Genomic DNA, 24,143 nt, shown 5'->3' on the forward strand with positions numbered 1-24,143 from the left:
CCGTTCAAGTCCCTGTCAAATTGACCCGACTTGCTCGACTTGCGGAAATTAAGACCTGCCCCGTTTCCGGGACAACCCCTCTAACTTACCAGCCCTCACGAGTGGACGCGCACGTCCGCCGCGATGGAGGAGGAGAAGAAGGGTTGTGCCGTACTGCGTCGGCTCTTCAAGATTAGCAGCGCTCCCGACCCCTCGGGCCGGATCGCCACGTCCAACGGACACAGATCGATCACGACCGAACATAGACTCCCCACGTGAGCAGTTACACGCCGCCAGTGGCGAAGAAGGTTCCGACTGAGCGCACCCACCACGGTGACACCGTCATCGACGAGTACGCCTGGCTGAGCAACAAGGAAGATCCCGATACCACCGCCTATCTGGAGGCGGAGAACGAGTTTCTCAAACAGCAGACCGCTCACCTCTCCGACCTTCAGGAGCAGGTGTTCCAGGAGATCAAGGGCCGCACGCAGGAAACCGACCTCTCGGTGGCCAGCCGCAAGGGCTCCTGGTGGTACTTCTCGCGCACCTCTGAAGGCAAGCAGTACGCCGTCTCCTGCCGGGTCCCGGCCGACAGCGACGCGCCTCCGGAGATCACCCCGGGAGCCACGCTCGAACGCGAGGAGGTGATTCTCGACGGCAACGAGCTCGCCGGCGACAGCCCGTTCTTCTCGATCGGCACCAGCTCCGTATCGCCCGACGGCACGATGCTGGCCTATTCGACCGATTTCAAGGGCGACGAGCGATTCACGCTGAAGTTCAAGAACCTCGAAACAGGCGAGCCGCTCCCCGACGAGATCACCGACATCTTCTACGGCGGCGCCTGGTCGGCCGACGGCTCGACGTTCTTCTACACGCGCGTGGACGACGCCTGGCGCCCGTACCAGGTCTACCGGCACACCCTCGGCACCGAAGAGGACGTGCTGGTCTACGAGGAGTCCGACGAGCGTTACTGGGTCGGCATCGGCCTGACGCGCAGCGAGAAATACCTCGTGCTGGGCGCGGGCAGCAAGATCACCAGTGAGGTGCGCATTCTCGACGCCACCGATCCCACCGGTGAGTTCACGGTCGTGCGCCCCAGGAAGACCGGTGTCGAATACGGCGTCGAGCACGCGGGCGACTTCTTCTACGTGCTCCACAACGAGAACGCCGAGAACTTCGAGCTGGCCACCGCCCCGCTCGACGCCCCCGGCACCTGGACCCCGCTGATCGCCCACCGCGACGACACCAGGCTCCTGGAGATCGACGCCTTCTCCGACCACGCCGTGGTGCACTTCCGCCGCGACGGGCTGACCGGCCTGCGCGTGCTGCCGTACCCGGGCGACGTCCAGGATGGGCGCGAGCGGATCGAGGCCGCCGAGCGGAACGCGTACGAGATCGACTTCCCCGAGCCGCTCTACGACGTCGGCCCCGCGGGCAACCCCGAGTTCACCACGACGCGGCTCCGGCTGGCCTACACGAGCATGGTCACCCCGCCCAGCGTGTACGACTACGAGCTCGACACGCACGAGCTGATCCTGCTCAAGCGGCGCCCGGTGCTGGGCGGCTACGACCCGGCCGACTACGAGCAGTTCCGCGAGTGGGCCACGGCCGAGGACGGCACGAGGATCCCGGTGTCCATCGTGAAGCGCAAGGACGCCGCCAAGCCCGCCCCGACCGTGCTGTACGGGTACGGCAGCTACGAGACCTCCATCGACCCCGGCTTCTCGGTCCCGAGGCTCTCGCTGCTGGACCGCGGGTTCATCTTCGCCGTCGCGCACATCAGGGGCGGCGGTGAGATGGGCCGCCGCTGGTACGAGGACGGCAAGCTCACCAGGAAGCGCAACACGTTCACCGACTTCGTGGCCGCGGCCGGGCACCTGAAGGCGAGCGGCTGGAGCGAGCGGATCATCGCCAGGGGCGGTTCGGCCGGCGGCCTGCTGATGGGCGCGGTCGCCAACCTGGCGCCGGAGGAGTTCGCGGGCGTGGTGGCCGAGGTGCCGTTCGTGGACGCGCTGAACACCATCCTGGACCCGTCGCTGCCGCTCACCGTGATCGAATGGGACGAGTGGGGTGACCCCCTGCACAACCCCGACGTCTACGCCTACATGAAGAGCTACACGCCGTACGAGAACGTGGATGGCCGGTCGTACCCGCCGATCCTGGCCATCACCAGCCTCAACGACACCCGCGTCCTCTACCACGAGCCCGCGAAGTGGATCGCCCGGCTGCGGGCGACGGCGAACGGCGGGCCGTTCCTGCTGAAGACGGAGATGGGCGCCGGGCACGGCGGCCGCAGCGGGCGCTACGACGCCTGGCGCGAGGAGGCCTTCGCGCTCTCCTGGATCATCGAGAGGGGCACCTCATGACCTATCGGGCCGACGACGGGCGCTACGAGCGGCAGCCGTACAACCGCAGCGGTCGCAGCGGGCTGAAGCTGCCCGCGGTCTCCCTGGGCCTGTGGCACAACTTCGGCGACACCCGTCCGATCGAGAACTCCCGGGCGATCCTGCGGCGCGCGTTCGACCTCGGGGTGACGCACTTCGACCTGGCCAACAACTACGGCGTCCCGTACGGCTCGGCGGAGCAGAACTTCGGCCGCATCCTGCGCGAGGACTTCATCCCGTACCGGGACGAGCTGATCATCTCCACCAAGGCCGGCTACGACATGTGGCCGGGCCCGTACGGCGAGTGGGGCTCGCGCAAGTACGTCCTGGCCAGCCTCGACCAGTCGTTGCGGCGCATGGGCCTGGAGTACGTCGACATCTTCTACAGCCACCGTCCCGACCCGGAGACGCCGCTGGAGGAGACCATGGGAGCGCTCGACCGGGCCGTGCGCTCGGGCAAGGCGCTCTACGCGGGCATCTCCAACTACTCGGCCGAGCAGACCGCCCAGGCCGCGCGGATCATGCGCGAGCTGGGCACGCCGCTGCTCATCCACCAGCCGTCCTACTCGATGATCAACCGGTGGATCGAGGACGGGCTGCTGGACGCGGTGGAGGAGGCGGGCATGGGCTGCATCGTGTTCTCGCCGCTGGCGCAGGGCCTGCTGACCGACCGCTATCTCGACGGCGTGCCGGCGGACTCGCGGGCGGCGACGAGCAGGTTCCTCAGCGCCGACCGGATCGACCTCGACCTGGCCCGCGGCCTCAACGAGATCGCCAGGGGCCGCGGGCAGACGCTGGCTCAGATGGCCCTGTCGTGGACGCTCAGGGACCCGCGCGTGACGAGCGTGCTCATCGGGGCGAGCAGCGTGCGGCAGCTCGAGGACAACGTGGCGTGCGTGGACGGCCCCGACTTCACGGAGGACGAGCTGGGGACCATCGACAAGATCACCGAGCGCTACACGGCCCGCTGATCACAGGGATTCGTGCCGCTGGAGGTAGGTGAAGGCGGCCCAGCCGGGCAGCACCGGCAGCCAGAACGTGAGCAGCCGGTGCAGCAGCACGGCCGAGGTGGCCAGCTCGGCGGGCACGCCGGCCACGGTCAGGCCGCCCGCGAGCGCGAGTTCGACCGCGCCCAGACCGCCCGGTGTGGGCGCGGCCGAGCCGATGGCGTTGGCCGTGAGGTAGACGACCGCGACGGCGGTGAAGCTGAGCGAGCCGCCGAACGCGGCCACGCAGGCGTCCAGGCACAGCACGAACGCCAGGGTGATCATGAGCGTGCCCGTGCACGCCTCCACCATCTTGCGCGGCGACTGCAGCACGTCGAGCAGCCTGGGCAGCACGTTCGTGAACAGCTTGCGCATCCTGGAGGTCACCAGCCTGCGCAGCGGCGGCACGCCGAGCACCACCACGACCAGCACCGCGACCGCGAGCAGCACCACGACGAGGCCGCGGGACGGGGTGAACGACGTGGTCGTGGTGGACCCGGTGATGTAGGCGAACAGCAGCAGCAGCGCGATGTGGAAGACCAGCATGATGAGCTGCGAGGCGCCCACGCTGGCCACCGCGCTCGCCGGTGGGATGCCGCGCTTCTGCAGGTAGCGGGTGTTGATCGCGACCCCGCCCACGGCGGCGGGCGCGACGAGCTTCACGAACGACGAGGCGAACTGCACGAGCACGGTACGCCAGAGCGGCAGCGGCTCGGGCACGAAGCCCCGGAGCATCAGGGCCGCGGCCACGAAGCTGACGAACGACGCGACCAGCGCCACCCCGGACCAGGCCCAGTTGGCCGTGGTGACCACCCGGTAGATGTCGACCCGGCTGAGCTGGGAGAGCACGATGTACGCGGCCAGCGTGCTGGCGATGATCGTGATCAGAGTGCGCGGTTTGAAGCGTTCGAGGCGTACTTCCTCGACCTTGCCCTGCGGCTTGAGCGCGACGATGTGCTCGCGGATGCCGGCCAGCAGGTTTTTGTTCTTCGAGAGAGCCGAGCGGGTCTCCCTGGTCAGCGCGATGCGCTGGAGCAGCGGCATGGCGGCGGCCAGCGTGTCGGGCCCCATGACGGCCGCCGCCGTCCGAACGGAGCGCTCCGGGCCGACGCGCAGCGCCAGGTAGGTGAGCAGCTGGGCGATGTCGAGCCTGAGCAGCAGGTCACCGGCGGCGATCTCGCCGCTGCGCGCGTCGGTCAGCACGACGCGGCCCGCCCGGTCGAGGTGGATGCTGTCGCCGGTGAGCCGCCGGTGCGCCAGGCGCTGGATCTGCAGCAGCTCCACCTGCTCCCAGATCTGGGCGAGCAGCTCGTCGTCGATCTGCTCGTCGGGCACCTCGTCGAGGGGGCGCGTCTCGATGTGCTCGTACGCGAGCATCGCGGCCTCGGTGCCGATCTCGCTGGTGCCGAGCAGCCTGGGGGTGCTGGCGCCGGCCGCCTGGGCCGCGTACGCCATGAGCGCCTCGCGCTCCAGCTCCGCCCGGAGCGACCTGATGGCTCTGCGCCGGGTCTCGGAGTTGAGCCGGATGCGCCGCCACAGCCGGTACGGCAGCCCGGCCACCTGCCGGTCGCGGTCGAGCACGGTGACGTCGAGGCTGGTGCCGTCCTTGAGCCCGATGGCGTAGCGGCGGCTGCCCTGGTGGTCGTCCTCGATGCGGCGGGCCGAGACCACCGCGAACGACAGCTTGCGCAGCGCGGCCACCAGGGCGCTGCCCGCCGGCCTGGTGTTGGGGCTGCCGACGCCGTAGAGGGTGGCGTAGCCGATGACCATGCCGACCAGCACCGTGACGATGGCGCTCGGGATCGTGATCTGCCGGCCGGAGAAGAACGCGAGGACGTAGAGGGCGATCGTGGTCCACATCAGCATGCGCCAGGTGGGCCGGCGCGAGATGCGGACGGCGGTGGCGTACGCGACGACCGAGGTGAGCAGCGTGTTCAGCGGCTCGATCGTCCGGTCGCCGGTCAGCAGCACGCGCAGGTCGTCGGCGTTGCCGGCGACCAGCCACTGCCCGAGCAGGAACGACCCGGCCATGCCGATGATCGCGGCGATCAGCCCTTCGGCGACGCGTAGCCCGTCGCGGTGGAAGACCCGCTCGACGGCGAACGCCGCGGGCACGATGAGCACCGCCGCGCCACCGAGGAACGCGGCGATCCTGCTGAGCAGCGGTACGAGCTGCGCGCCCTCCTTGACGTCGGCCTCCAGGCCGATGAGCGTCTGCTTGGCGACCAGCGCGAGCAGGATCACCGCGCCGAGCACGATGAGCGTGGCGAAGAAGCGCAGCAGGTCGGAGGGGCGGCGGAGACGCTGGGGCAGCAGCGGCTCTACAACGTAGACGTCGCTTTCGGCGCGTGACTCAACCACGGCTGGATCCCCCTCGAGGTCCTCCGTGTCATCTCGTTCCCTGATTTCGGCCACCGACAGCGATTCTGCACCTTCCCGGCCGGACCGTGCGATCTCTAGGTTTCCAGTGTCCTCAATCGTCCCCCGCACACGTCGCACCGGGCAGGCTACACGCATTTCCGCGTCTCCCGTCATTCCAGGTACGGGACGTAGTCTGTGTCCCATGTCGGGTGAATTGAGGGTTTTGGGAGCCTGTCCGCTGGACTGCCCGGATGGCTGTTCCTGGGTGGTCACCGTCGAGAACGGCAGGGCCGTCAAGCTCCGGGGCAACCCCGATCACCCGTACACCAGGGGCGCCCTGTGCGTGAAGGTCAACCGCTACCTTGAGCACACCCAGGCCGACGACCGCATCCTCTACCCCATGCGCCGCACCGGCCCCAAGGGCTCCGGCCAGTTCGAGCGCATCACGTGGGACGAGGCGCTCGACGAGATCTCGCGGCGGCTGCGCGGCATCGTGGAGGAGCACGGTGGGGAGGCCATCTGGCCGTATCTGGGCACCGGCACGCTCGGCTACCTGCAGGGCTGCGAGGGCGTGGCCGGCCGGCGGTTCTGGAACATGCTGGGCGCCTCCAAGCACTGGCTCAACATCTGCTCGGCGGCCGGCAGCAGCGGCCTGATGCGCACGAACGGCACCCCGGGCGGCATGGACCCCGAGAACTTCGCGCTGGCCAAGCTGATCCTGCTCTGGGGCACGAACACGCTGACCAGCGGCCACCACCTGTGGAAGTTCATCCAGGACGCGCGGGCGAACGGCGCGCACGTCGTCGCCATCGACCCGATCCGCACCAGGACGGCCGACCAGGCCGACGAGTACCTGGCGATCAGGCCGGGCACGGACGCGGCGCTCGCGCTCGGGCTGCTGAACGTCGTGCTGGCGGAGAACGCGCAGGACGAGGAGTTCCTGGCCGAGCACACCGAGGGTTGGGAGGACTTCCGCCAGGAAATCCTGAAATATCCGGTCGAGACTGTGGCTGAAATCACCGGCATCCCCGCCTCCGCCATCCACAGCCTGGGGATGAAGCTCGCCCACACCCGCCCGACCGCCATCCGCGCCACGCAGGGCCTCCAGCGGCACCAGGGCGGCGGCACCGCGCTGCGCACGATCGCCTCGATCCCCGGCGTCACCGGCGACTGGCGCCATCCCGGCGGCGGCATCGCGTACTCCACCAGCGGCCACGTGCACTTCGACATCGACTACCGCGACGACCTGCTGGCCAGGCCCGTCCGCACTCTCGTCATGACCAAGCTGGGGTCCCAGCTCGACGACGTGAAATGCCTGTGGGTGTACGCGGCCAACCCGGCGGGCTCCAGCCCCGACGCGAACGCGATCAGGCGGCAGCTCGCCCGCGAGGACCTGTTCACGGTGGTCATGGAGCAGTTCCCGACCGACACCGTGGACTACGCCGACATCGTGCTCCCCGCGACCATGCAGACCGAGCACCAGGACCTGCACGCCGGATACGGGCACCTCTACCTGCTCTGGAACGAGCCCGCCGCGCCCCCGCCCGGCGAGTGCCTGTCCACGACCGAGACGTTCCGGCGGCTGGCGGCGCACATGGGGATGACCGAGCCGTCGCTGTTCGACTCGGACCTGGAACTGGCCGAGCAGCTGCTGTCGAGCGGGCACCCGTCGCTGGAGGGCATCACGCTGGACCGGCTGCGCAAGGAGGGCTGGGTGCGGATGAACTATCCCGAGCCCTTCGCGCCGTTCGCCGAGGGCTTCCCGACGCGGTCGGGCAGGATGCGCTTCCCCCCGGCGGGCAAGGCGTACACGCCGTCCCACACGGCCGGCGCGAGGGGCGGCTCGCCGTACCCGCTGGCGCTGGTCACGCCCGCGTCGCACACGTTCCTCAACACGACCTTCGGCAACAACCCGGAGCTGCGCCGCCGCGCCAAGGACCCGGTGGTGCTGGTCAACCCGGCCGACGCGGCCGCACGGGGGCTGGTGGCCGGTCAGCGGGTACGCGTGCACAACGACGGCGGCGAGTTCCTGGCGGACGTGGAGATCAGCGACCGCGTCGCGGCCGGGGTGGTGGCCTCGCCGAAGGGGCGCTGGCCGAAGCTGACCCCCGGCGGCGCCAACCCGAACGCGGTCGTGGCCGAGCGGGACGGGGACATGGGCAGGGGGCCGGGCTTCCACGACAACCTGGTCGAGATCAGCCCTTGTGCCGGTCCATGAACGCCACGATCCGGTCGAGCACGTCCTTGCCGTGAGGGCTGCCGAACAGGGCCGAGGCGTGCAGGCTCTCCCCCGGGATGACCATGGTCTGGTTGTCGGGGGCCTTGGTGGCGGCGGCGTGCGCCTCGGCCAGGTCGTCGGCGCCGCCGTACCCGTCGTTCTCGGAGCCGATCTGGAGGAGCGGGACGGTCAGCCTGGCCGCGTTCTCCGCGCTGATCTCGCCTGAGACGGCCACCACGCCGGCCGCCTTCGGGCCGAGCCTCAGTGCCGCGGGGACGGCGGTGGTGGCGCCGATCGAGCCGCCGACCAGGAAGATCCGCTTGACGCCCGACTCCTTGGCCAGGCGCTTGCCCATCGCGACGGCGGCGTCCTCGGGGAGCGTGGTGGACCTCCTGGCGTACAGCAGGACGCGGTAGCCGACGGCCACGAGGCGGTCCGACAGCGGCCGCCACGTGCACACGTTGCCCCGGCGCTCGTAGGTGATGACCACGCCGACCGGGCCGTCACCGGTGATCACGCCGGGGAGATCACCGTCGTGCTTGAAGATCTTGCCGTCCGCCTCGGTGAAGCACCCGGAGACGTTCGGCCCCGTCGGAAGCGGGGCCGACGTCGTCGCCTCGGGAACCGGGGCCTGACTCGTCGCCGCGGGAGCCATGCTCGTTTCCCCCCGAGAGTGGCCGGGCGCCGCGGCACCGGTGCTGGCCGCGCCCCCGCAGGCCGTCAGCACTCCCACCATGAGCCCCACCACACCTACCAACGCGCGCATGGCCGCCCTTTCCTCTCGACTATGTCAGAACTGACATAGTCGCAGGAGCACCATATCCTTGGGCGAACCATGACCTCAACGCTGGGATTCGCGATCCTCGCCGTGCTGGCGCGCGGCGAGCGCACGGGGTACGACCTCGCCGCAGCCATGCGGCGGCCCGTCGGCTACTTCTGGACGGCCGGGCACAGCCAGATCCACGCCGAGCTGCAGAAGCTGCGGGCCGGGGGGCTGGTCGGGTTCGAGGCCGAGCACGGGCCGGGGCCGCAGGGCAGGAAGGTCTACCACCTGACCGCCGAGGGCGGGGCGGCGCTGCGGGAATGGGTCACCGAGCCGCCCCGCGAGCGGCCGGAGCGCGACGAGCTGGTGCTGAAGACGTACGCGTCGTGGCTGGCCGAGCCGGAGCTGGTCAGGCGGATGTTCGCCGACCAGCTCGCCGCGCACGAGGAGCGGCTGGCCGAGTACGAGCGGCAGGAGGCGTCATTCGACGGGCCGCCCGCCTTCGGCGATCCCCGGTTCGGCAACTACGCCACGCTGCGCTGCGGGCTGAGCTACGAGCGGCACCGGGCCGACTGGTGCCGCTGGATGCTGGCTCAGCTCAGCGAGAGCTTGTAGCCCTCGTGGGAGGCCGTGAAGCCGAGGTTGTCGTAGAAGCGGTGCGCGTCCGTACGTGACTTGTCGGAGGTGAGCTGCACGATGGCGCAGCCGCGCTCCCGGGCCCGGTCGACCGCCCACTCGATCATCCGGCCCCCGAGGCCCTGGCCGCGGGCGCCGGTGGCGACCCTGACGGCCTCGATCTGGCACCGCTCGGCGCCCAGCCGCGACAATCCCGCCAGGTACGTGAGCTGCATCGTGCCCACCACCTCGCCGTCCTGCTCGGCCACGATCAACTCGTCGTACGGGTTGGCGTCGACCCGCTCGAACGCCGCCAGGTAGCGCTCGTCGCCGGGGTCGCCCTCGCGCGTGGCGCCGAGATGGTCGTCGGCCAGCATCGCCACGATGGCCGGCACATCCTCCTTGCGGGCCGTGCGGAAGAGCGCTTTCTCACTTTGCTGCATGTCCGAATGATGTCAGGGATGGCTCAGGGTCCGTCCCCGATGCCCCCAGGGGGGCCGAAAAGGCACCATGAGTGACATGAACGAAATCAGCCGACGGGATGAAGTCTCGCTGTCGGGCGCCGCGCTCCGCGGCGCCCCCTGGAAGGCCGCCGCCATCGGCGGCGGCGCCGTCGCCGCGACCAGCTTCGGCCTGGGCGTGCTCACGGGCGGCGGCGACCTGGTGTGGGCGCTGGGCCTGGGCGTCAGCCTGTTCGCCCTGATCGCCGCGATCGGCGCGGTCTCCAAGCCGCACGAGGGCGACCGGGTGACCCGCCAGGCCCGCCTGTGGTCGCTGAAGCACCCGTGGAAGTTCGCGCTGCTGCCCGCGGGCATCACGGCCGTGCTGGACTATCCGGTGCAGCTCGTGCTCGACGGCGAAGGGGTGTTCGGCTCCGGCGTGCACGCCCTGTGGCACGGCGCCCTGGTCTATCTGATCGCCGGCGTCCTGACCCTCACCATGCGGGGCCGCGCCGGTTCCGCCCGGTGAGGTCAGCCCTGCGCCTCCCGCTCCGCCTGGCTCCGGCACACGCAGAACTCGTTGCCCTCCGGGTCGAGCATCGTCACCCAGCCGCTGCCGTCGGGCTGCCGCAGGTCGTCATGGACGGTCGCGCCCAGCCCGATCAGCCACTCGACCTCCTGGTCGCGGGTCCTGCCCTCGGTGCCGTTGACGTCGAAGTGGACCCGGTTCTTGACGGTCTTGCCCTCGGGCACGCGGATGAACAGCAGGAACGGGTCCTGCTTGGTACGCAGCAGGACCTCGTCGTCGCCCGGCTTGTCGCCCTCGCCGAGCGGCAGCCCGGTGACCTTGCTCCACCAGCTGGCGATCTCGTACGGGTCGGCGGCGTCGACGGTGACGGCATGAATTTCGATCACCCCGCCACCCAACCGGCGACGGGCCGAAACGTCAAGGTCAGGCGAGCACGCGCAGGCCGATGACCCCCGCCAGGATCAGCGCGATCGAGATGAGGCGGGGCAGCGAGACCTCGTCCCCCATGGCGATCATGCCCAGCACCGCGGTGCCCGCCGCGCCGACGCCGGTCCAGACGGCGTACGCGGTGCCGACTTCGAGGGTCTTGAGCGCGTACGAGAGCAGGCCGAAGCTCAGCACGGCCGTGACGAGGAACGACAGGGTCCACCAGAGACTGCCGAACCCGTTGCTGAGCTTGAGCGAAAGGGCCATCGCGACTTCGAAGACGCCGGCCAGCACGAGGACGATCCACGCCATGATCAGAACTCCCTTGAGACGAGACTGCAGTGCGTGCGTCGTCTTGGCGTTCCGGGTACGGCGCGTCTCGTCCGGGAGCTGTCAGCTCATCGGCAAGAACGCGGGGCTCGACGGGATCATTCCCACCAGACAGTGACCCATCGGTCGCGCGGCAACGGCCACATGCCGAGCTCCAGCACCGTGGCTGCCACCTCCTCCGCCCTGGACGGGTCAAGGCATACCCTGCGGCACGCGCTGACCGCCAGGTCCTCCAGCGAGGTGAATCGTTCCAGGGGCGCTTCCCGTTCCTCCACCTGCACCACGTAGCCGAGCGCCGCCGCCAGCGCCACGCAGTCCTCGGCGATCGGCCGGACCGGCCGGTCGACCCCGTGGAAGTGCTGCCACAGCGGCGTCATCCAGCTCATGGGATGGCGGTGCGTGAGCTCCAGCACCACCCGCCCCTGCGTTCGCTCGTCGAGGGCCCGCAGGAACTCGGCCAGGTCGAGGACGTTGTAGACCACGTGGGCGGCGACGGTGACGTCCACCACGGGCACCCGGCCGGCCACGTCGGGCCAGCGCCCCTCGATGGCCGTGACCGGCACGCCGAGCTTCTCCGCCCGGGCGGTCAGCCCCTCCAGCATCGACGCCGAGGTGTCCACCGCGTAGAGGTGGCCGATGCGCTCGTGCAGCGGCAGGGAAGAGGCACCGGGGCCCGAGCCCACGTCGAGCAGCGTGCCCTTGTCGGGCAGCGCCTCCGAGAGCCGGGTCATGGTGGGACCGTCGTCGGGCTCGGCCAGCGCCCTGTCGGTACGGGTGCCGAACCGCTCGGGCGAGTGACTCCAGGGGTCGGCAGAAGCCTTGGCCATGATCTCGTCGGGAATGGCCCAGGATTCCAGGCGCTCTCGCCATCTCGCGGCGAGTTGTTCGGCGTCCATGGAGACGAGCATGCCATGCATACCTCGGGTTACCCGCGGGTAGCATTGCAGAGTAAGGTTACTCGCCAGTACGAATACCCCTCGGTTCAAGGAGATCGACCCCATGGGCCACTACAAGAGCAACGTGCGAGACCTGGAATTCAACCTTTTCGAGGTGTTCGGGCGACGCGAGATCCTCGGCACAGGGCCCTTTGCGGACGTGGACGAGGAGGTCGCCCGGGGCCTCCTTGACGAGGTCAACAGGCTGGCCACCGGCGTCCTGGCCGACTCCTTCGAGGAGGGCGACAGGAACCCGCCCGTGTTCGACGCGGCGACCAGCTCCGTGAAGGTGCCCGAGGGCTTCAAGAAGTCCTACAAGGCGCTGGTCGACGGCGGCTGGGCCAACCTCGACCTGCCCCCCGAGCTGGGCGGCCCCGGCATCCCGAGGAGCCTGGCCTGGGCCACGGCCGAGCTGGTGCTGGGCTCGAACCCGGCGCTGTACATGTACGCCGCGGGCCCCAACTTCGCCTACACGCTGTGGAAGGTCGGCACGCCGGAGCAGAAGCGCTTCGCCGAGCTGGCCATCGAGCGCGAGTGGGGCGCCACGATGGTGCTCACCGAGCCGGACGCCGGCTCCGACGTGGGCGCCGGGCGGACCAAGGCGGTGCGCCAGGAGGACGGCAGCTGGCACATCGAGGGCGTCAAGCGCTTCATCACCAGCGCCGAGCACGACATGTCCGAGAACATCTTCCACCTCGTGCTGGCCCGCCCCGAGGGCCACGGTCCGGGCACCAAGGGGCTGTCGATGTTCCTGGTGCCGAAGTTCCACGTGAATCTCGAGACCGGCGAGCTGGGCGAGCGCAACGGCGTCTACGTCACCAACGTCGAGAAGAAGATGGGGCTGAAGGTCTCCACGACGTGCGAGCTGACGTTCGGCGACAAGCACCCGGCCGTCGGCTGGCTGGTGGGCGACGTGCACGAGGGCATCAGGCAGATGTTCATGGTCATCGAGCACGCCCGCATGATGGTCGGCACCAAGGCCATCGCCACGCTCTCCACCGGCTACCTGAACGCGCTGGAGTACGCCAAGTCGCGCGCGCAGGGCGCGGACCTGACCCGGATGGCCGACAAGGCCGCCCCGCGGGTGACCGTCACCCACCACCCGGACGTGCGGCGCGAGCTCATGCTGCAGAAGTCGTACGCCGAGGGCATGCGGGCCCTGGTGCTCTACACGGCCACGTTCCAGGACGCCCTCCTGGTCGACCCCGACGACCGGCACGCCGTCGAGATGAACGACCTGCTGCTGCCCCTCGTCAAGGGCGTCGGCTCCGAGCGGTCGTACGAGCTGCTCTCCCGCTCGCTGCAGACCCTCGGAGGCTCCGGCTACCTGCAGGACTACCCGATCGAGCAGTACATCAGGGACGCCAAGATCGACTCCCTGTACGAGGGCACGACCGCGATCCAGGGCCTGGACCTGTTCTTCCGGAAGATCCTGCGCAACCAGGGCGCGGCGGTCGGGTCGCTGCTGGCCGAGATCGGCGAGTTCGCCGGCTCGGAGGCGGGCAACGGCCGGCTCAAGGAGGAGCGCAAGCTCCTCGCGGAGGCCGCCGGCGAGGTCAAGGCCATGGGCGACACGATGGCGGGCTGGGCGCTGAGCTCGCTGGAGGCGCCGGCCGAGGTGTACAAGGTGGGGCTGAACACCACCCGTCTCCTGCTGGCGCTGGGCGACCTGGTGATCGGCTGGCTGCTGCTGCGGCAGGCCGAGGTGGCCCTGGTCAAGCTGGCCGACGGCGAGGACCCGTTCTACCTCGGCAAGGTGGCCGCGGCCTCGTTCTTCGCCAAGACGGTCCTGCCGCGGCTGGCGGCGGAGCGGCGGGTGCTGGAGTCCACGGGGCAGGAGCTCATGGAGCTTCCCGAGGAGGCCTTCTAACCCGCAGAGGCGGGGGGCTGGGAGTGCTTCGAGGGAGTACGGTCGCGGCATGAGCTCGACTTCTCACGATCATCCCCTTCCCCCGCCCCGGGTCGAAGAGGTGTCCGAGGGCGTTTTCGCCTACATCCAGCCCGACGGGAGCTGGTGGATCAACAACACCGGCTTCCTGGCCGGCCGGCGCGGCGTGATCTGCGTCGACGCCTGCTCGACCGAGCGCCGTACGCGGGCGTTCCGGGAGGCCATCGGCAAGGTCACCGACCGGCCGATCACCACGCTGATCAACACCCACCACCACGGCGACCACACGTTCGGCAACTGGCTCTTCCCCGAGGCCACGATCGTCGGGCACGAGGGCGTGCGGGAGCAGATCCTGGCCGAGGGCGTCCCCACCTACCGCGCCGCGTGGTCGCCCGAGGTGGAGTGGGGTGAGATGGAGGTGGCGCCGCCCTTCCTCACCTTCACCGACCGGATCACCCTGCACTCCGACGACCTGCGGTGCGAGGTGCGGCACGTGGGCCACGCCGCGCACACGACGAACGACTCGTACGTGTGGATTCCCGAGCGGCGGCTGCTGTTCTCTGGCGACCTCGTCTTCAACGGCGGCACGCCGTTCGTCCTCATGGGCTCGGTGGCCGGGGCGCTGGACGCGCTCGACCAGCTCAGGGCTTTGGGGGCGGAGACCATCGTGCCGGGGCACGGCGGGGTGTGCGGGCCGGAGGCATATGACCGGGTCGAGAGTTACCTGCGGTTCGTCCAGGAGACCGCGGCCCGGGGCCGGGCGGCGGGGCTGTCGCCGCTGGAGGCGGCCAGGGAGGCCGACCTGGGCGAGTGGGGCGGGCTGCTGGACTCCGAGCGCATCGTGGGCAACCTGCACCGCGCCTACGCCGAGCTCGACGGCCGGCCGCTGGGAGCGCCGATCGACCTGGTCACCGCCGTGTTCGACATGATCACTTACAACGGGGGCAAGCCGCTGTCCTGTCTCGCCTGAGATGTTACGGGTGTGATCTTCTGTACCCGGGTATGACCGTGGCTGTACTCGCCGTTTGCCTGGAGGTCGTCATGGGTGTCGGGGTAAGTATCTTCTTCCTCACGCTTGGCGCCATCCTGAGATTCGCGATCGAGCCCGACGTGTTCGGCAAGAGCGTCCACATGGACGTCGTCGGGCTCATCTTCATGATCGTCGGTGGCGTGGGAGTGGTGCTGAGCATCGTGCTGGCCCCCAGGAGGGGCCGCACTTCCGAGGACAGGCTGATGCACCGCGAGAACAACCCGCCGGAGATCTAGAGGCTGAGCTGCACCGCGGCCCGGGAGGCCAGGATCGGCCTGATGTGCTCCGCGATCACCGCCTGGTGCTGCGGGTGGTCGCGGTAGACCAGGTAGTCGTCGACGTCGTCGAAGTCGGCCACCACCGCGTAGTCGTGGTTGCCCTGGTTGATGCCCGCGTCCGCGCCCACGGTGTACGAGCGGAGCTGCGGGATGATGCCGGGCAGCTTGCCCAGCTCGGCGGTCACCGTCTCCTTCTGCTCGTCGGTCGCGGCTTCGGTCCAGGTGAACAGCACGATGTGGCGAATCATGCGATCAGGTGTATCAGATCGCGGCGGCGAGACTCTGTACGGGATGGGTGCGGGTGTCCCGGCCTACGGCGATCGCCGGGAGAGGGGTCCTCCCGGCGGTCGCCGTAGTCTTCCGCGGCTAGCTCCAGGCCAGCATGTGCAGCGGGTCCTCCAGCATGTCGCCGACGTCGCGCAGGAACATCGAGCCCAGCTCGCCGTCGACGATGCGGTGGTCGAACGAGAGGGCCAGGGTGGTGACCTTGCGCACCGCCAGCTCGCCCTCCACCACCCACGGCATGTCCCTGATCTGGCCGACGGCGAGGATGGCGGCCTCGCCGGGGTTCAGGATGGGGGTGCCGGCGTCGACGCCGAAGACGCCGACGTTGGTGATGGTGAAGGTGCCCCCGGCCATCTCGGCCGGCTGGGTGCGGCCCGCCCTGGCGGTCTCCGTGAGCTCGGCCAGCCGCCCGGCCAGCTCGGGGAGCGACAGGGCGTGGGCGTCCTTGACGTTGGGCACCACCAGCCCGCGCGGGGTGGCGGCGGCTATCCCCAGGTTCACGTAGCGCTTGACCACGATCTCCTGCGCCGCCTCGTCCCACGACGAGTTGATCATCGGGTGGCGTTTGACGGCGGTGAGGACCGCCTTGGCCACCAGCAGCAGCGGCGACACCTTGACGTCCGCGAAGTCCCGGAAGGTGCGCAGGCGCTGCACCGTCTCCATGGTGTTCGTCACATCGAGCTGGAGGAACTCGGTGACGTGCGGAGCGGTGAAGGCGCTGGTGACCATGGCCTGGGCGGTCATCTTGCGCACGCCCTTGACGGGGATGCGCTCCTCCTGCCGCTCGGGTGCCGCCACCTCGGGGACCGGGACCGCCCCGGCCTCCGCCGCGGCGTGGACGTCCTCGCGGGTGATCGAGCCCTCGGGGCCGGTACCGGTGAGGGTGGCCAGGTCGACGCCGAGGTCCTTGGCCAGCTTCCGTACGGGTGGCTTGGCGAGGACGCCGACCCGGCCGGCGGGCGGCACGACAGGGGCAGGAGCAGGGGCAGGGGCGGAGCCGCCGTCCACCTCCACGCGGGAGGGGTTGGCCACCGGGCTCGCCGGGATCCCGGGAGCCTGGGGCTTGCGGGGGCGGCGCTTGGTGGCGCCGGTCTTGACGCCGTAGCCGACCAGGACCGCCTGGCGCTCCTCCTTGGGAGCCGGGCTGCCGTGGGCACCGGGCTCGACGGCACCCTCCGCCGGAGGCGTGGGCACCAGGTCCTCGGCCAGGGCCTTGGTCTCCTCCGAGACCTCGGAGGTGTCGACGGCGATGATGGGGGCGCCGACGTCGACCGTCTGGCCCGCCTCGGCCAGCAGCTCCGCGACCACCCCGTCCCAGGGGATCGGGAGCTCGACGATCGACTTGGCCGTCTCGATCTCGACGACGATCTGGTTGACCTTGACCGCGTCACCCGCCTCGACGTGCCAGCGGACGACCTCGGCCTCCGTCAGCCCTTCGCCGACGTCAGGGAGCTTGAACTCGCGTCGCATGAGAACCCCACCCCCCTCAGTACCCGAAGGCCCGGTCGACGGCGTCGAGCACCCGGTCCAGGTCGGGCAGGTAGTGCTCCTCCAGCTTCGACGGCGGGTAGGGGGTGGAGAAGCCGCCGACCCTGAGCACCGGCGACTCCAGGTGGTAGAAGCACTGCTCCGTGATCCTGGCCGCCAGCTCGGCCCCGAACCCGCTGTTGACGGGGGCCTCGTGGACGACCACCACCCGCCCGGTACGGCGCGCGGAGTCCATCACGGCCGGCTCGTCCAGCGGGTTGAGCGAGCGCAGGTCGATCACCTCCAGCGAACGGCCGTCCTCCTCGGCGGCCGTGGCGGCCTCCAGGCACGTCTTGACCATGGGGCCGTAGGCCAGCAGCGTGACGTCGGACCCGGGCCGCACGACCCGGGCCGCGTGCAGCGGCGGCCACCAGTCGGTGGAGCCGGTGTCGATGTCGGCCTTCTCCCAGTAGCGCCGCTTGGGCTCGAAGAAGATCACCGGGTCGTCGCTGCGGATGGCCTGCTGGATCATGGTGTACGCGTCGGCCGGGTTGGAGCAGGAGACGACGCGCAGCCCGGCCGTGTGGGTGAAGTACGCCTCGGGCGACTCGCTGTGGTGCTCGACCGCGCCGATGCCGCCGCCGCACGGTATGCGTACGACGACCGGGAGCTTGATCGCGCCCAGCGAGCGCATCGGCATCTTGGCGAGCTGCGTGATGATCTGGTCGGCGGCCGGGAAGACGAACCCGTCGAACTGGATCTCGCACACCGGCCGGTAGCCGCGCAGCGCCAGCCCGATGGCGGTGCCGATGATGCCCGACTCGGCCAGCGGCGTGTCGATGACGCGGTCCTCACCGAAGTCCTTTTGCAGGCCGTCGGTGACCCTGAAGACGCCACCCAGCTTGCCGACGTCCTCGCCCATGATGAGGACCTTGGAGTCGTCCTCCATGGCCTTGCGCATGCCCTCGTTGAGCGCCTTGGAAAGGCTCATCACCGTCATTTGGCGAACCCCTCCAAATACGCGGCGTACTGGGCGCGCTCCTGGTCCATCAGGGCGTGGGGCTCACGGTAGACGTGGTCGAAGATGTCGAGCGGCTGGGGGTCGGGCATGGCCAGGCAGCGCCTGCGCAGGTCGGCCCCGAGCTGGTCGGCCTCGGCGTCGACGGAGTCGAAGAACGACGGGTCGGCGTGCTCGTTCTTGAAGAGGTACGACCTGACCCGCTCGATCGGGTCCTTGAGCTTCCACGCCTCCAGCTCGCTGGCCACGCGGTAGCGCGTCGGGTCGTCGGTGGTGGTGTGGGCGCCCATCCGGTACGTGAACGCCTCGATGAGCGTCGGCCCCTGACCGGTGCGGGCGGCCTCCAGTGCCTTCCTGGTCACGGCCAGGCAGGCGAACACGTCGTTGCCGTCCACCCTGATCCCCGGGAAGCCGAAGCCGGAGGCGCGCCGGTAGAGGGGGATACGGGTCTGCTTCTCCAGGGGCTCGGAGATGGCCCACTGGTTGTTCTGGCAGAAGAACACGATCGGCGCGTTGAACACACTGGCCCAGATGAACGACTCGTTCACGTCGCCCTGCGAGGTGGCGCCGTCGCCGAAGTAGACGATCGTGGCGGCGCTCGCGTCGTCGCGCTGGATGCCCATCGCGTAGCCGACCGCGTGGAGGGTCTGGCTGCCGATCACGATCGTGTACAGGTGGAAGTTGTGCTCCTTGGGGTCCCAGCCGCCGTGGTTCACGCCTCTGAACAGGCCGAGCAGCTTCACCGGGTCGACGTCGCGGCACCACGCCACGCCGTGTTCGCGGTAGGTGGGGAAGGCCATGTCGGAGTCGGTCAATGCGCGGCCCGAGCCGATCTGGGCCGCCTCCTGGCCCAGCAGCGAGGCCCAGATGCCCAGCTCGCCCTGGCGTTGCAGCGCCACGGCCTCCAGGTCGATGCGCCGTACGAGGACCAGGTCGCGGTAGAGCGACCGGACCTCCTCATCGGTCAGGTCGATGTCGTAGTCGGGGTGCTCTACCCGCTCACCCTCGGGGGTGAGCAACTGGACGAGCTCCGGAGGTGCGTCAGAGGCACCACGAGAGGCGTCGGCTGTCACGAGGCCTCCTTTGTCGGCCTCGTGACACATGTGCTGTGTCTATCGATGACCTCGACAAGCTCGGTCATGAGCCACTCCTGTGCGGTCGTCAGGGCAGATCCTCGATGGGGTTGCCATCTCGGGCCGGCCTTCCAAGCGATGAACCATCTGGTGGTGGTTCGTACGCGTTTGGGGACATCGTGGCAGACGTCACAGCCCTGCGCGCAAGCCCCATGCCCTCCCCGTTCCCGTTGTGTCGACAGCCACACGCGCCGGTAGGCTGTGCTTCCCAGTCACCCACCGCATCCAGGAGGAACGCAGTGGCCCGCGTCATCGTGGACGTCATGTTGAAGCCCGAGATCCTCGACCCGCAGGGCCAGGCGATCGCCAGGGCGCTGCCCAGGCTCGGCTTCTCCGGCGTCTCGGCCGTACGTCAGGGCAAGCGCTTCGAGGTCGAGCTCGACGGCCCGGCCGACGAGGCGGCGCTCGAGGAGGTTCGCAAGATGGCCGAGACCCTGCTCGCCAACACGGTGATCGAGGACTACAGCGTCCGGGTTGAGGATTAGGGGAGATTTGCCGCCCGGATTCCCCCCTGGCCGGTTAAAGCGGGGTTCGGGAGAGGCACAATGCCACGGGCGTGCCAACACTAAATAACAACAACGTGATTTTGCGGTTAGCCCCGTTTTCACAGGGAAACCTACTCCAGGTGACGTTCTGGCGCCCGGAGGAGTCCGGTGGATATTGAGTTCTCGTTGGCACTGCCTCGGGATGCGATCGGCATACCGATGGTCAGGCGAGTGCTGGGCGATGCCATGCGTTCACTCAACGTGAGTGAGACGTGCATCGCCGACATGCTCCTCGCCGTCTCCGAGGCGTGCTCCAACGCGGTGCGGCACGGGGGGCCCGCCAACCGCTACGAAGTGAGCGCGGCGATCGGCTATGGCCGCTGCGACGTGCGCGTCGCGGACAACGGCGACGGGCTGCCGACGATGCCGCCGCACTTCCCTCCACCCGACACGGAGAACGGCCGTGGTCTGCTGATCATGCGCTCCGTGGTGGACGAGATCTCCTTCGGCATCACGCCCGGCCGCGGCACCACGGTCCACCTGCGCAAGCACCTCGCCTGGGACGACGCGGCGGATGCCCGTCCCCGTGAGCTGGCAGCTGTCTGACCTGCGCCTTCGCCCGACGCACGAGCCGATGTGGACCACCCGGCAGCACCCGATAATCTGAAGACACCGCCGCAGACCACCGTCCACCCGAAGAGACGGTGGCGCGTGCGCGCGCATTCCTCGGAGGGGACGACTGTCATGAGCGCTGCCCGTGTGGGCGTAGTCACGTTTCCAGGAACTCTCGACGACCAGGACGCCGCCAGGGCCGTACGCCTCGTGGGCGCGGAGGCGGTGCCGCTGTGGCACGCCGACCACGACCTGAAGGGGGTCGACGCCGTCTTTCTGCCCGGCGGCTTCTCCTACGGCGACTACCTGCGCTGCGGCGCCATCTCCCGGTTCGCGCCGCTGATGGACGAGCTCATCCCGGCCGCCAGGGCGGGGCTGCCCGTGATCGGCACCTGCAACGGGTTCCAGATCCTCTGCGAGGCCCACCTGCTACCCGGTGCGCTGACCCGCAACGCCTCGCTCCACTATGTCTGCCGTGACCAGCGGGTCCGGATCGAGCAGACGGCCACCCCCTGGACCAGCTCCTTCGAGCCCGGCCAGGAGATCGTGCTGCCCGTCAAGCACGGCGAGGGCCGCTACGTGGCCTCCGAGGACACCCTGGCCGCGCTGGAGTCGGGCGGCCACGTGGTCGTGCGCTACGTCGGCGGCAACCCCAACGGCTCGCTCAACGACATCGCGGGCATCCGTAACGAGGCGGGCAACGTGGTCGGCCTCATGCCGCACCCCGAGCACGCGGTCGAGGACCTGGTCGGCGCGCCCAGCACCGACGGCCTCGGGTTCTTCACCTCCGTCCTCAAGAAGCTGGTGAACGCATGACCGATAATGTGAAGCGGGCCGGAGAGACGCCCGAAGAGCCGATGCCCTTCGCCGAGCTGGGGATGAAGCAGGACGAGTACGACCGGGTCAAGGAGATCCTGGGTCGCCGTCCCACCGGCTCCGAGCTGGCCATCTACAGCGTCATGTGGTCCGAGCACTGCTCGTACAAGTCGTCCAAGGTGCATCTCAAGCAGTTCGCCACCAAGGCGCCCAAGTCTGACGCGCTGCTCGTGGGCATGGGTGAGAACGCGGGCGTGGTGGACATCGGCGACGGCTGGGCGGCCACGTTCAAGATCGAGTCGCACAACCACCCGTCCTACGTCGAGCCGCACCAGGGCGCGGCCACCGGCGTCGGCGGGATCGTCCGCGACATCATGTCGATGGGCGCGCGCCCGATCGCGGTGATGGACGCGCTGCGCTTCGGCGGCGCGGACGCCGTGGACACCCGCCGGGTCCTGCCCGGCGTGGTCGAGGGCATCAGCCACTACGGAAACTGCCTGGGCCTGCCCAACATCGGCGGCGAGGTCGCCTTCGACCCCTGCTACATCGGCAACCCGCTGGTCAACGCCCTGTGCGTGGGCCTGCTCCGCAAGGACCAGATCAAGCTGGCCACCGCGCCCGGCCCGGGCAACAAGGTCGTGCTGTTCGGCGCGTCCACCGGCCCCGACGGCATCGGCGGCGCCTCCGTGCTGGCGTCGGCGACCTTCGAGGACGAGTCGCACGCCAAGCGGCCCGCCGTGCAGGTGGGCGACCCGTTCATGGAGAAGCTGCTCATCGAGTGCTGCCTGGAGCTGTACGCGGCCGACGTGGTCGTCGGCATCCAGGACCTCGGCGCGGCCGGGGTGTCGTGCGCGACGACCGAGCTGGCCGCCAAGGGCACCGGTGGCATGCACGTCGACCTCAACCTCGTCCCGCTCCGCGACCCCTCGCTCAGGCCCGAGGAGATCCTCATGAGCGAGTCGCAGGAGCGGATGATGGCCGTGGTCCGGCCCGACGACATCGCGGCGTTCATGGCGATCTGCGACAGGTGGGACGTCCCCGCCACCGTCATCGGCGAGGTCACCGACACCGGCCGCCTGGTGATGACCTGGGACGGCGAGGTCATCGTGGACATCCCGCCGGGCACGGCGGCCGACGACGGGCCCGTCTACGAGCGCCCGTACCACGAGCCGTCCGGGCAGGCCGCGCTCAACGCCGACACGCCCGACCGGCTGGAGCGGCCCGCGGACCTGCGGGCCACGCTGTTCCAGCTCCTCGGCTCGCCCAACCTGGCCTCCAAGGAGTGGGTGACCTCCCAGTACGACCGCTACGTCCGCTCCAACACCGTGCTGGCCCAGCCGGCGGACGCGGGCATGCTGCGGATCTCGGAGGTCATCGCCGGCGCGGAGCCGACGACCCGGGGCATCGCGCTGTCCACCGACGGCAACGGCCGCTACGCCAAGCTCGACCCGTACGCGGGGGCGCAGCTGGCGCTGGCCGAGGCGTACCGGAACGTGGCCGTGACCGGCGCCAAGCCGCTGGCCGTGACCAACTGCCTCAACTTCGGCTCGCCCGAGGACCCCGAGGTCATGTGGCAGTTCGCCGAGGCCGTGCGCGGCCTGGCCGACGCGTGCCGCACCCTGGGCGTGCCGGTGACCGGCGGAAACGTCTCCTTCTACAACCAGACGGGCTCGACGGCCATCCACCCCACGCCGGTCGTGGGCGTGCTGGGCGTCATCGAGGACGTGGCCAGGCGGGTGCCGTCCGGGTTCACCGCCGAGGGGCTGAAGGTCGTGCTGCTCGGCGACACGCACGAGGAGTTCGGCGGCTCGGAGTGGGCGCACGTCGCGCACCGCCACCTGGGCGGGCTGCCGCCCCGGGCCGACCTGCAGGCCGAGCAAGCGCTGGCGACCGTGCTGGTCGAGGCCGCCAGGCGGGGGCTGCTGGAGGGCTCGCACGACCTGTCTGACGGCGGGCTGGCCGTCGCGCTCGCGGAGTCGTGCCTGGCGCGGGGCGTCGGGGCCTCGGTGGCGCTGAGCGGGGACGCCTTCACCGACCTGTTCAGCGAGTCGGCCGCGCGGGCGCTGGTCGCGGTGCGGCCGGAGGCCTACGAGGAGTTCGCGTCGCTGTGCGGGCGGCACGAGGTGCCCTGCTACGGGCTCGGCACGACCGGAGGCGCCTCGCTGGTGGTCGAGGGCGTGTTCGAGGTGCCGGTCGAGGAGCTGCGGGAGACGCACTCGGCGGCGCTGCCCGCGCTGTTCGGCTGACGGTCTTCCGGAGGGCCGGTACGGGTTGCCCGTACCGGCCCTCCTTCGCGTGTTACGCCTTCTTCTGGCCCAGGCAGACGACGTAGACGGTGCCGCTGACGCTGGTGCCGTGGTTGCCGCCGCTGGTGGTCTTCTGGTCCGTGGTGTCGGCGGAGGAGTAGGTGTTGTTGCCGTTGTCGTCCTTGGCCACGTTCACCGTCCATCCGTTGCCGCCGCTGGGCGCGCTGCTCATGACGATGGCGTTCTTGAGGGCGGTGAACGAGAAGCCGCCGCCCGTCATCATGCCGCCCTTGTCGCAGTTGGCCGTCGCGGAGCCGGTCGAGGTCAGGGACGCGGTCTTGGTGTAGGTGATGTAGTTGGCGCCGTCGCCGGGCTCACCCTGCGGACCCTGAGGGCCCCGGGGGCCCTGGTCGCCCTTCTCGCCCTGCTTGCCGGGGAGGCCGTCCTGACCGTCCTTACCAGGCAGACCGTCCTTGCCGTCCTTGCCGGGGAGGCCGTTCTTGCCGTCCTGACCGTCCTTGCCGGGGAGCCCGTCCTTGCCGTCCTTGCCGGGCAGGCCGTTCTTGCCGTCCGCGCCCTTCGGGCCCTGCGGGCCGGCCGGGCCGGCCGGGCCGGTCTCGCCCTTCGCGCCCTGCGCCCCCTGCTGGCCCTGCTGGACGGTCGTCTGGGAGGCGCCGCCGATCAGGATCCGCTCCTCCGTCTTCCGGCACTTCGTGTCCGGGTTGACGATGCGGGCGTACCGCGTCTTCTTGTGCACGCAGGCGTGCACCTCGCCGGCGGCCGACGATGCGGTGGCGACGCCACCGACGGTGAGGAGCGAGGCGGCCAGCGCCCCCACGGCGGCGAGGGTGAGCGTGCGCCCACCGCGAATCTTGTTAGCCACGGCTGTCCTTCCGAACAAGTGATGCTCATGTTGTCC

General features: G+C 69.9%; 23 protein-coding genes and 1 riboswitch. Of the genes, 12 read left to right on the forward strand and 11 right to left on the reverse strand.

The genetic code is table 11. The annotated features are described in order from the left end of the window. Positions 1-254 precede the first annotated feature (254 nt). Positions 255-2,345 (forward strand): S9 family peptidase, encoded by a 2,091-nt coding sequence (locus ACIBI9_RS50010; RefSeq protein WP_397234050.1) that lies wholly within the window; start codon positions 255-257, stop codon positions 2,343-2,345. After that, entirely contained in the window at positions 2,342-3,334 is a 993-nt protein-coding gene (gene mgrA / locus ACIBI9_RS50015; RefSeq protein WP_397234052.1) for an L-glyceraldehyde 3-phosphate reductase, read from the forward strand. Before ACIBI9_RS50010 ends, mgrA begins: the two co-directional genes overlap by 4 nt. Here mgrA and ACIBI9_RS50020 read toward each other — a convergent pair whose 3' ends face one another. Continuing rightward, positions 3,335-5,710 carry a YbhN family protein gene (locus ACIBI9_RS50020; protein ID WP_397234054.1) on the reverse strand — a complete coding sequence of 792 codons (2,376 nt, stop codon included), beginning with the start codon at positions 5,708-5,710 and terminating at the stop codon, positions 3,335-3,337. A gap of 202 nt (positions 5,711-5,912) precedes the next feature. Between ACIBI9_RS50020 and ACIBI9_RS50025 the strand changes: the two genes are divergently transcribed. Further along, a complete protein-coding gene (locus tag ACIBI9_RS50025) occupies positions 5,913-7,928 on the forward strand; it encodes a molybdopterin-dependent oxidoreductase (protein WP_397234056.1) in 2,016 nt (671 codons plus the stop codon). On the opposite strand, the gene ACIBI9_RS50030 is transcribed toward ACIBI9_RS50025, so the two are convergent. Then, positions 7,906-8,694, reverse strand: coding sequence for an alpha/beta hydrolase (locus ACIBI9_RS50030; RefSeq protein WP_397234058.1), 789 nt, complete (start codon positions 8,692-8,694; stop codon positions 7,906-7,908). The two genes, ACIBI9_RS50025 and ACIBI9_RS50030, sit on opposite strands and share 23 nt — an antisense overlap. A 69-nt stretch (positions 8,695-8,763) precedes the next feature. Between ACIBI9_RS50030 and ACIBI9_RS50035 the strand changes: the two genes are divergently transcribed. Next, on the forward strand, positions 8,764-9,306 hold the full coding sequence (locus tag ACIBI9_RS50035) for a PadR family transcriptional regulator (protein ID WP_394501163.1): 543 nt from the start codon (positions 8,764-8,766) through the stop codon (positions 9,304-9,306). Here the strand turns inward: ACIBI9_RS50035 and ACIBI9_RS50040 are convergent. Next, positions 9,285-9,749, reverse strand: a complete 465-nt coding sequence (locus ACIBI9_RS50040; RefSeq protein WP_397234061.1) for a GNAT family N-acetyltransferase — start codon at positions 9,747-9,749, stop codon at positions 9,285-9,287. The genes ACIBI9_RS50035 and ACIBI9_RS50040 overlap by 22 nt on opposite strands. Before the next feature lie 76 nt (positions 9,750-9,825). Here ACIBI9_RS50040 and ACIBI9_RS50045 point away from each other — a divergent pair, with 76 nt between their 5' ends. Then, positions 9,826-10,275, forward strand: coding sequence for a hypothetical protein (locus ACIBI9_RS50045; protein ID WP_397234063.1), 450 nt, complete (start codon positions 9,826-9,828; stop codon positions 10,273-10,275). 2 nt (positions 10,276-10,277) lie between these two features. On the opposite strand, the gene ACIBI9_RS50050 is transcribed toward ACIBI9_RS50045, so the two are convergent. From ACIBI9_RS50050 to ACIBI9_RS50060, 3 genes are all read right to left on the reverse strand, one after another. Continuing rightward, positions 10,278-10,661, reverse strand: coding sequence for a VOC family protein (locus ACIBI9_RS50050; protein ID WP_397234065.1), 384 nt, complete (start codon positions 10,659-10,661; stop codon positions 10,278-10,280). Between the two features lie 37 nt (positions 10,662-10,698). Continuing rightward, on the reverse strand, positions 10,699-11,013 hold the full coding sequence (locus ACIBI9_RS50055; RefSeq protein ID WP_397234067.1) for a DMT family transporter: 315 nt from the start codon (positions 11,011-11,013) through the stop codon (positions 10,699-10,701). A 32-nt stretch (positions 11,014-11,045) separates the two neighbouring features. Continuing rightward, a riboswitch (guanidine-III (ykkC-III) riboswitch) is annotated at positions 11,046-11,104 on the reverse strand. Positions 11,105-11,129: 25 nt separating this feature from the next. Beyond that, positions 11,130-11,927 carry a class I SAM-dependent methyltransferase gene (locus ACIBI9_RS50060; RefSeq protein ID WP_397234069.1) on the reverse strand — a complete coding sequence of 266 codons (798 nt, stop codon included), beginning with the start codon at positions 11,925-11,927 and terminating at the stop codon, positions 11,130-11,132. A gap of 103 nt (positions 11,928-12,030) precedes the next feature. On the opposite strand from ACIBI9_RS50060, the gene ACIBI9_RS50065 reads away from it, so the two are divergent. From ACIBI9_RS50065 to ACIBI9_RS50075, 3 genes are all read left to right on the forward strand, one after another. After that, entirely contained in the window at positions 12,031-13,836 is a 1,806-nt protein-coding gene (locus ACIBI9_RS50065) for an acyl-CoA dehydrogenase (RefSeq protein WP_397234071.1), read from the forward strand. Between the two features lie 49 nt (positions 13,837-13,885). Then, positions 13,886-14,824, forward strand: a complete 939-nt coding sequence (locus tag ACIBI9_RS50070; protein WP_397234072.1) for an MBL fold metallo-hydrolase — start codon at positions 13,886-13,888, stop codon at positions 14,822-14,824. Between the two features lie 71 nt (positions 14,825-14,895). Further along, positions 14,896-15,120 carry a hypothetical protein gene (locus ACIBI9_RS50075; protein ID WP_397234074.1) on the forward strand — a complete coding sequence of 75 codons (225 nt, stop codon included), beginning with the start codon at positions 14,896-14,898 and terminating at the stop codon, positions 15,118-15,120. Here ACIBI9_RS50075 and ACIBI9_RS50080 read toward each other — a convergent pair. The 4 genes from ACIBI9_RS50080 to pdhA all read right to left on the reverse strand — a co-directional run bounded on the left by ACIBI9_RS50080 (position 15,117) and on the right by pdhA (position 19,005). After that, positions 15,117-15,410, reverse strand: coding sequence for a Dabb family protein (locus ACIBI9_RS50080; RefSeq protein ID WP_397234076.1), 294 nt, complete (start codon positions 15,408-15,410; stop codon positions 15,117-15,119). The genes ACIBI9_RS50075 and ACIBI9_RS50080 overlap by 4 nt on opposite strands. A 118-nt stretch (positions 15,411-15,528) precedes the next feature. Then, positions 15,529-16,917, reverse strand: coding sequence for a dihydrolipoamide acetyltransferase family protein (locus ACIBI9_RS50085; RefSeq protein ID WP_397234078.1), 1,389 nt, complete (start codon positions 16,915-16,917; stop codon positions 15,529-15,531). 16 nt (positions 16,918-16,933) lie between these two features. Next, complete coding sequence (locus ACIBI9_RS50090; RefSeq protein ID WP_355207764.1) at positions 16,934-17,914, reverse strand: alpha-ketoacid dehydrogenase subunit beta; 981 nt, start codon at positions 17,912-17,914, stop codon at positions 16,934-16,936. Further along, a complete protein-coding gene (gene pdhA / locus ACIBI9_RS50095) occupies positions 17,911-19,005 on the reverse strand; it encodes a pyruvate dehydrogenase (acetyl-transferring) E1 component subunit alpha (RefSeq protein WP_397234080.1) in 1,095 nt (364 codons plus the stop codon). The genes ACIBI9_RS50090 and pdhA overlap by 4 nt, the downstream gene beginning before the upstream one ends. A gap of 299 nt (positions 19,006-19,304) precedes the next feature. Here pdhA and purS point away from each other — a divergent pair, with 299 nt between their 5' ends. The 4 genes from purS to purL all read left to right on the forward strand — a co-directional run bounded on the left by purS (position 19,305) and on the right by purL (position 23,224). Continuing rightward, complete coding sequence (purS, locus tag ACIBI9_RS50100; RefSeq protein WP_185069016.1) at positions 19,305-19,550, forward strand: phosphoribosylformylglycinamidine synthase subunit PurS; 246 nt, start codon at positions 19,305-19,307, stop codon at positions 19,548-19,550. 219 nt (positions 19,551-19,769) lie between these two features. Continuing rightward, positions 19,770-20,156 carry an ATP-binding protein gene (locus ACIBI9_RS50105; RefSeq protein WP_397234082.1) on the forward strand — a complete coding sequence of 129 codons (387 nt, stop codon included), beginning with the start codon at positions 19,770-19,772 and terminating at the stop codon, positions 20,154-20,156. A 138-nt stretch (positions 20,157-20,294) separates the two neighbouring features. Beyond that, positions 20,295-20,978: a phosphoribosylformylglycinamidine synthase subunit PurQ gene (gene purQ / locus ACIBI9_RS50110; protein ID WP_192788396.1), complete on the forward strand. Its 684-nt coding sequence runs from the start codon at positions 20,295-20,297 to the stop codon at positions 20,976-20,978. After that, positions 20,975-23,224, forward strand: a complete 2,250-nt coding sequence (purL, locus tag ACIBI9_RS50115) for a phosphoribosylformylglycinamidine synthase subunit PurL (protein WP_397234084.1) — start codon at positions 20,975-20,977, stop codon at positions 23,222-23,224. Before purQ ends, purL begins: the two co-directional genes overlap by 4 nt. A 52-nt stretch (positions 23,225-23,276) precedes the next feature. Here purL and ACIBI9_RS50120 read toward each other — a convergent pair whose 3' ends face one another. Further along, complete coding sequence (locus ACIBI9_RS50120; RefSeq protein WP_397234086.1) at positions 23,277-24,107, reverse strand: hypothetical protein; 831 nt, start codon at positions 24,105-24,107, stop codon at positions 23,277-23,279. Positions 24,108-24,143: the final 36 nt, after the last annotated feature.

The organism is Nonomuraea sp. NPDC050451 (assembly GCF_044458585.1).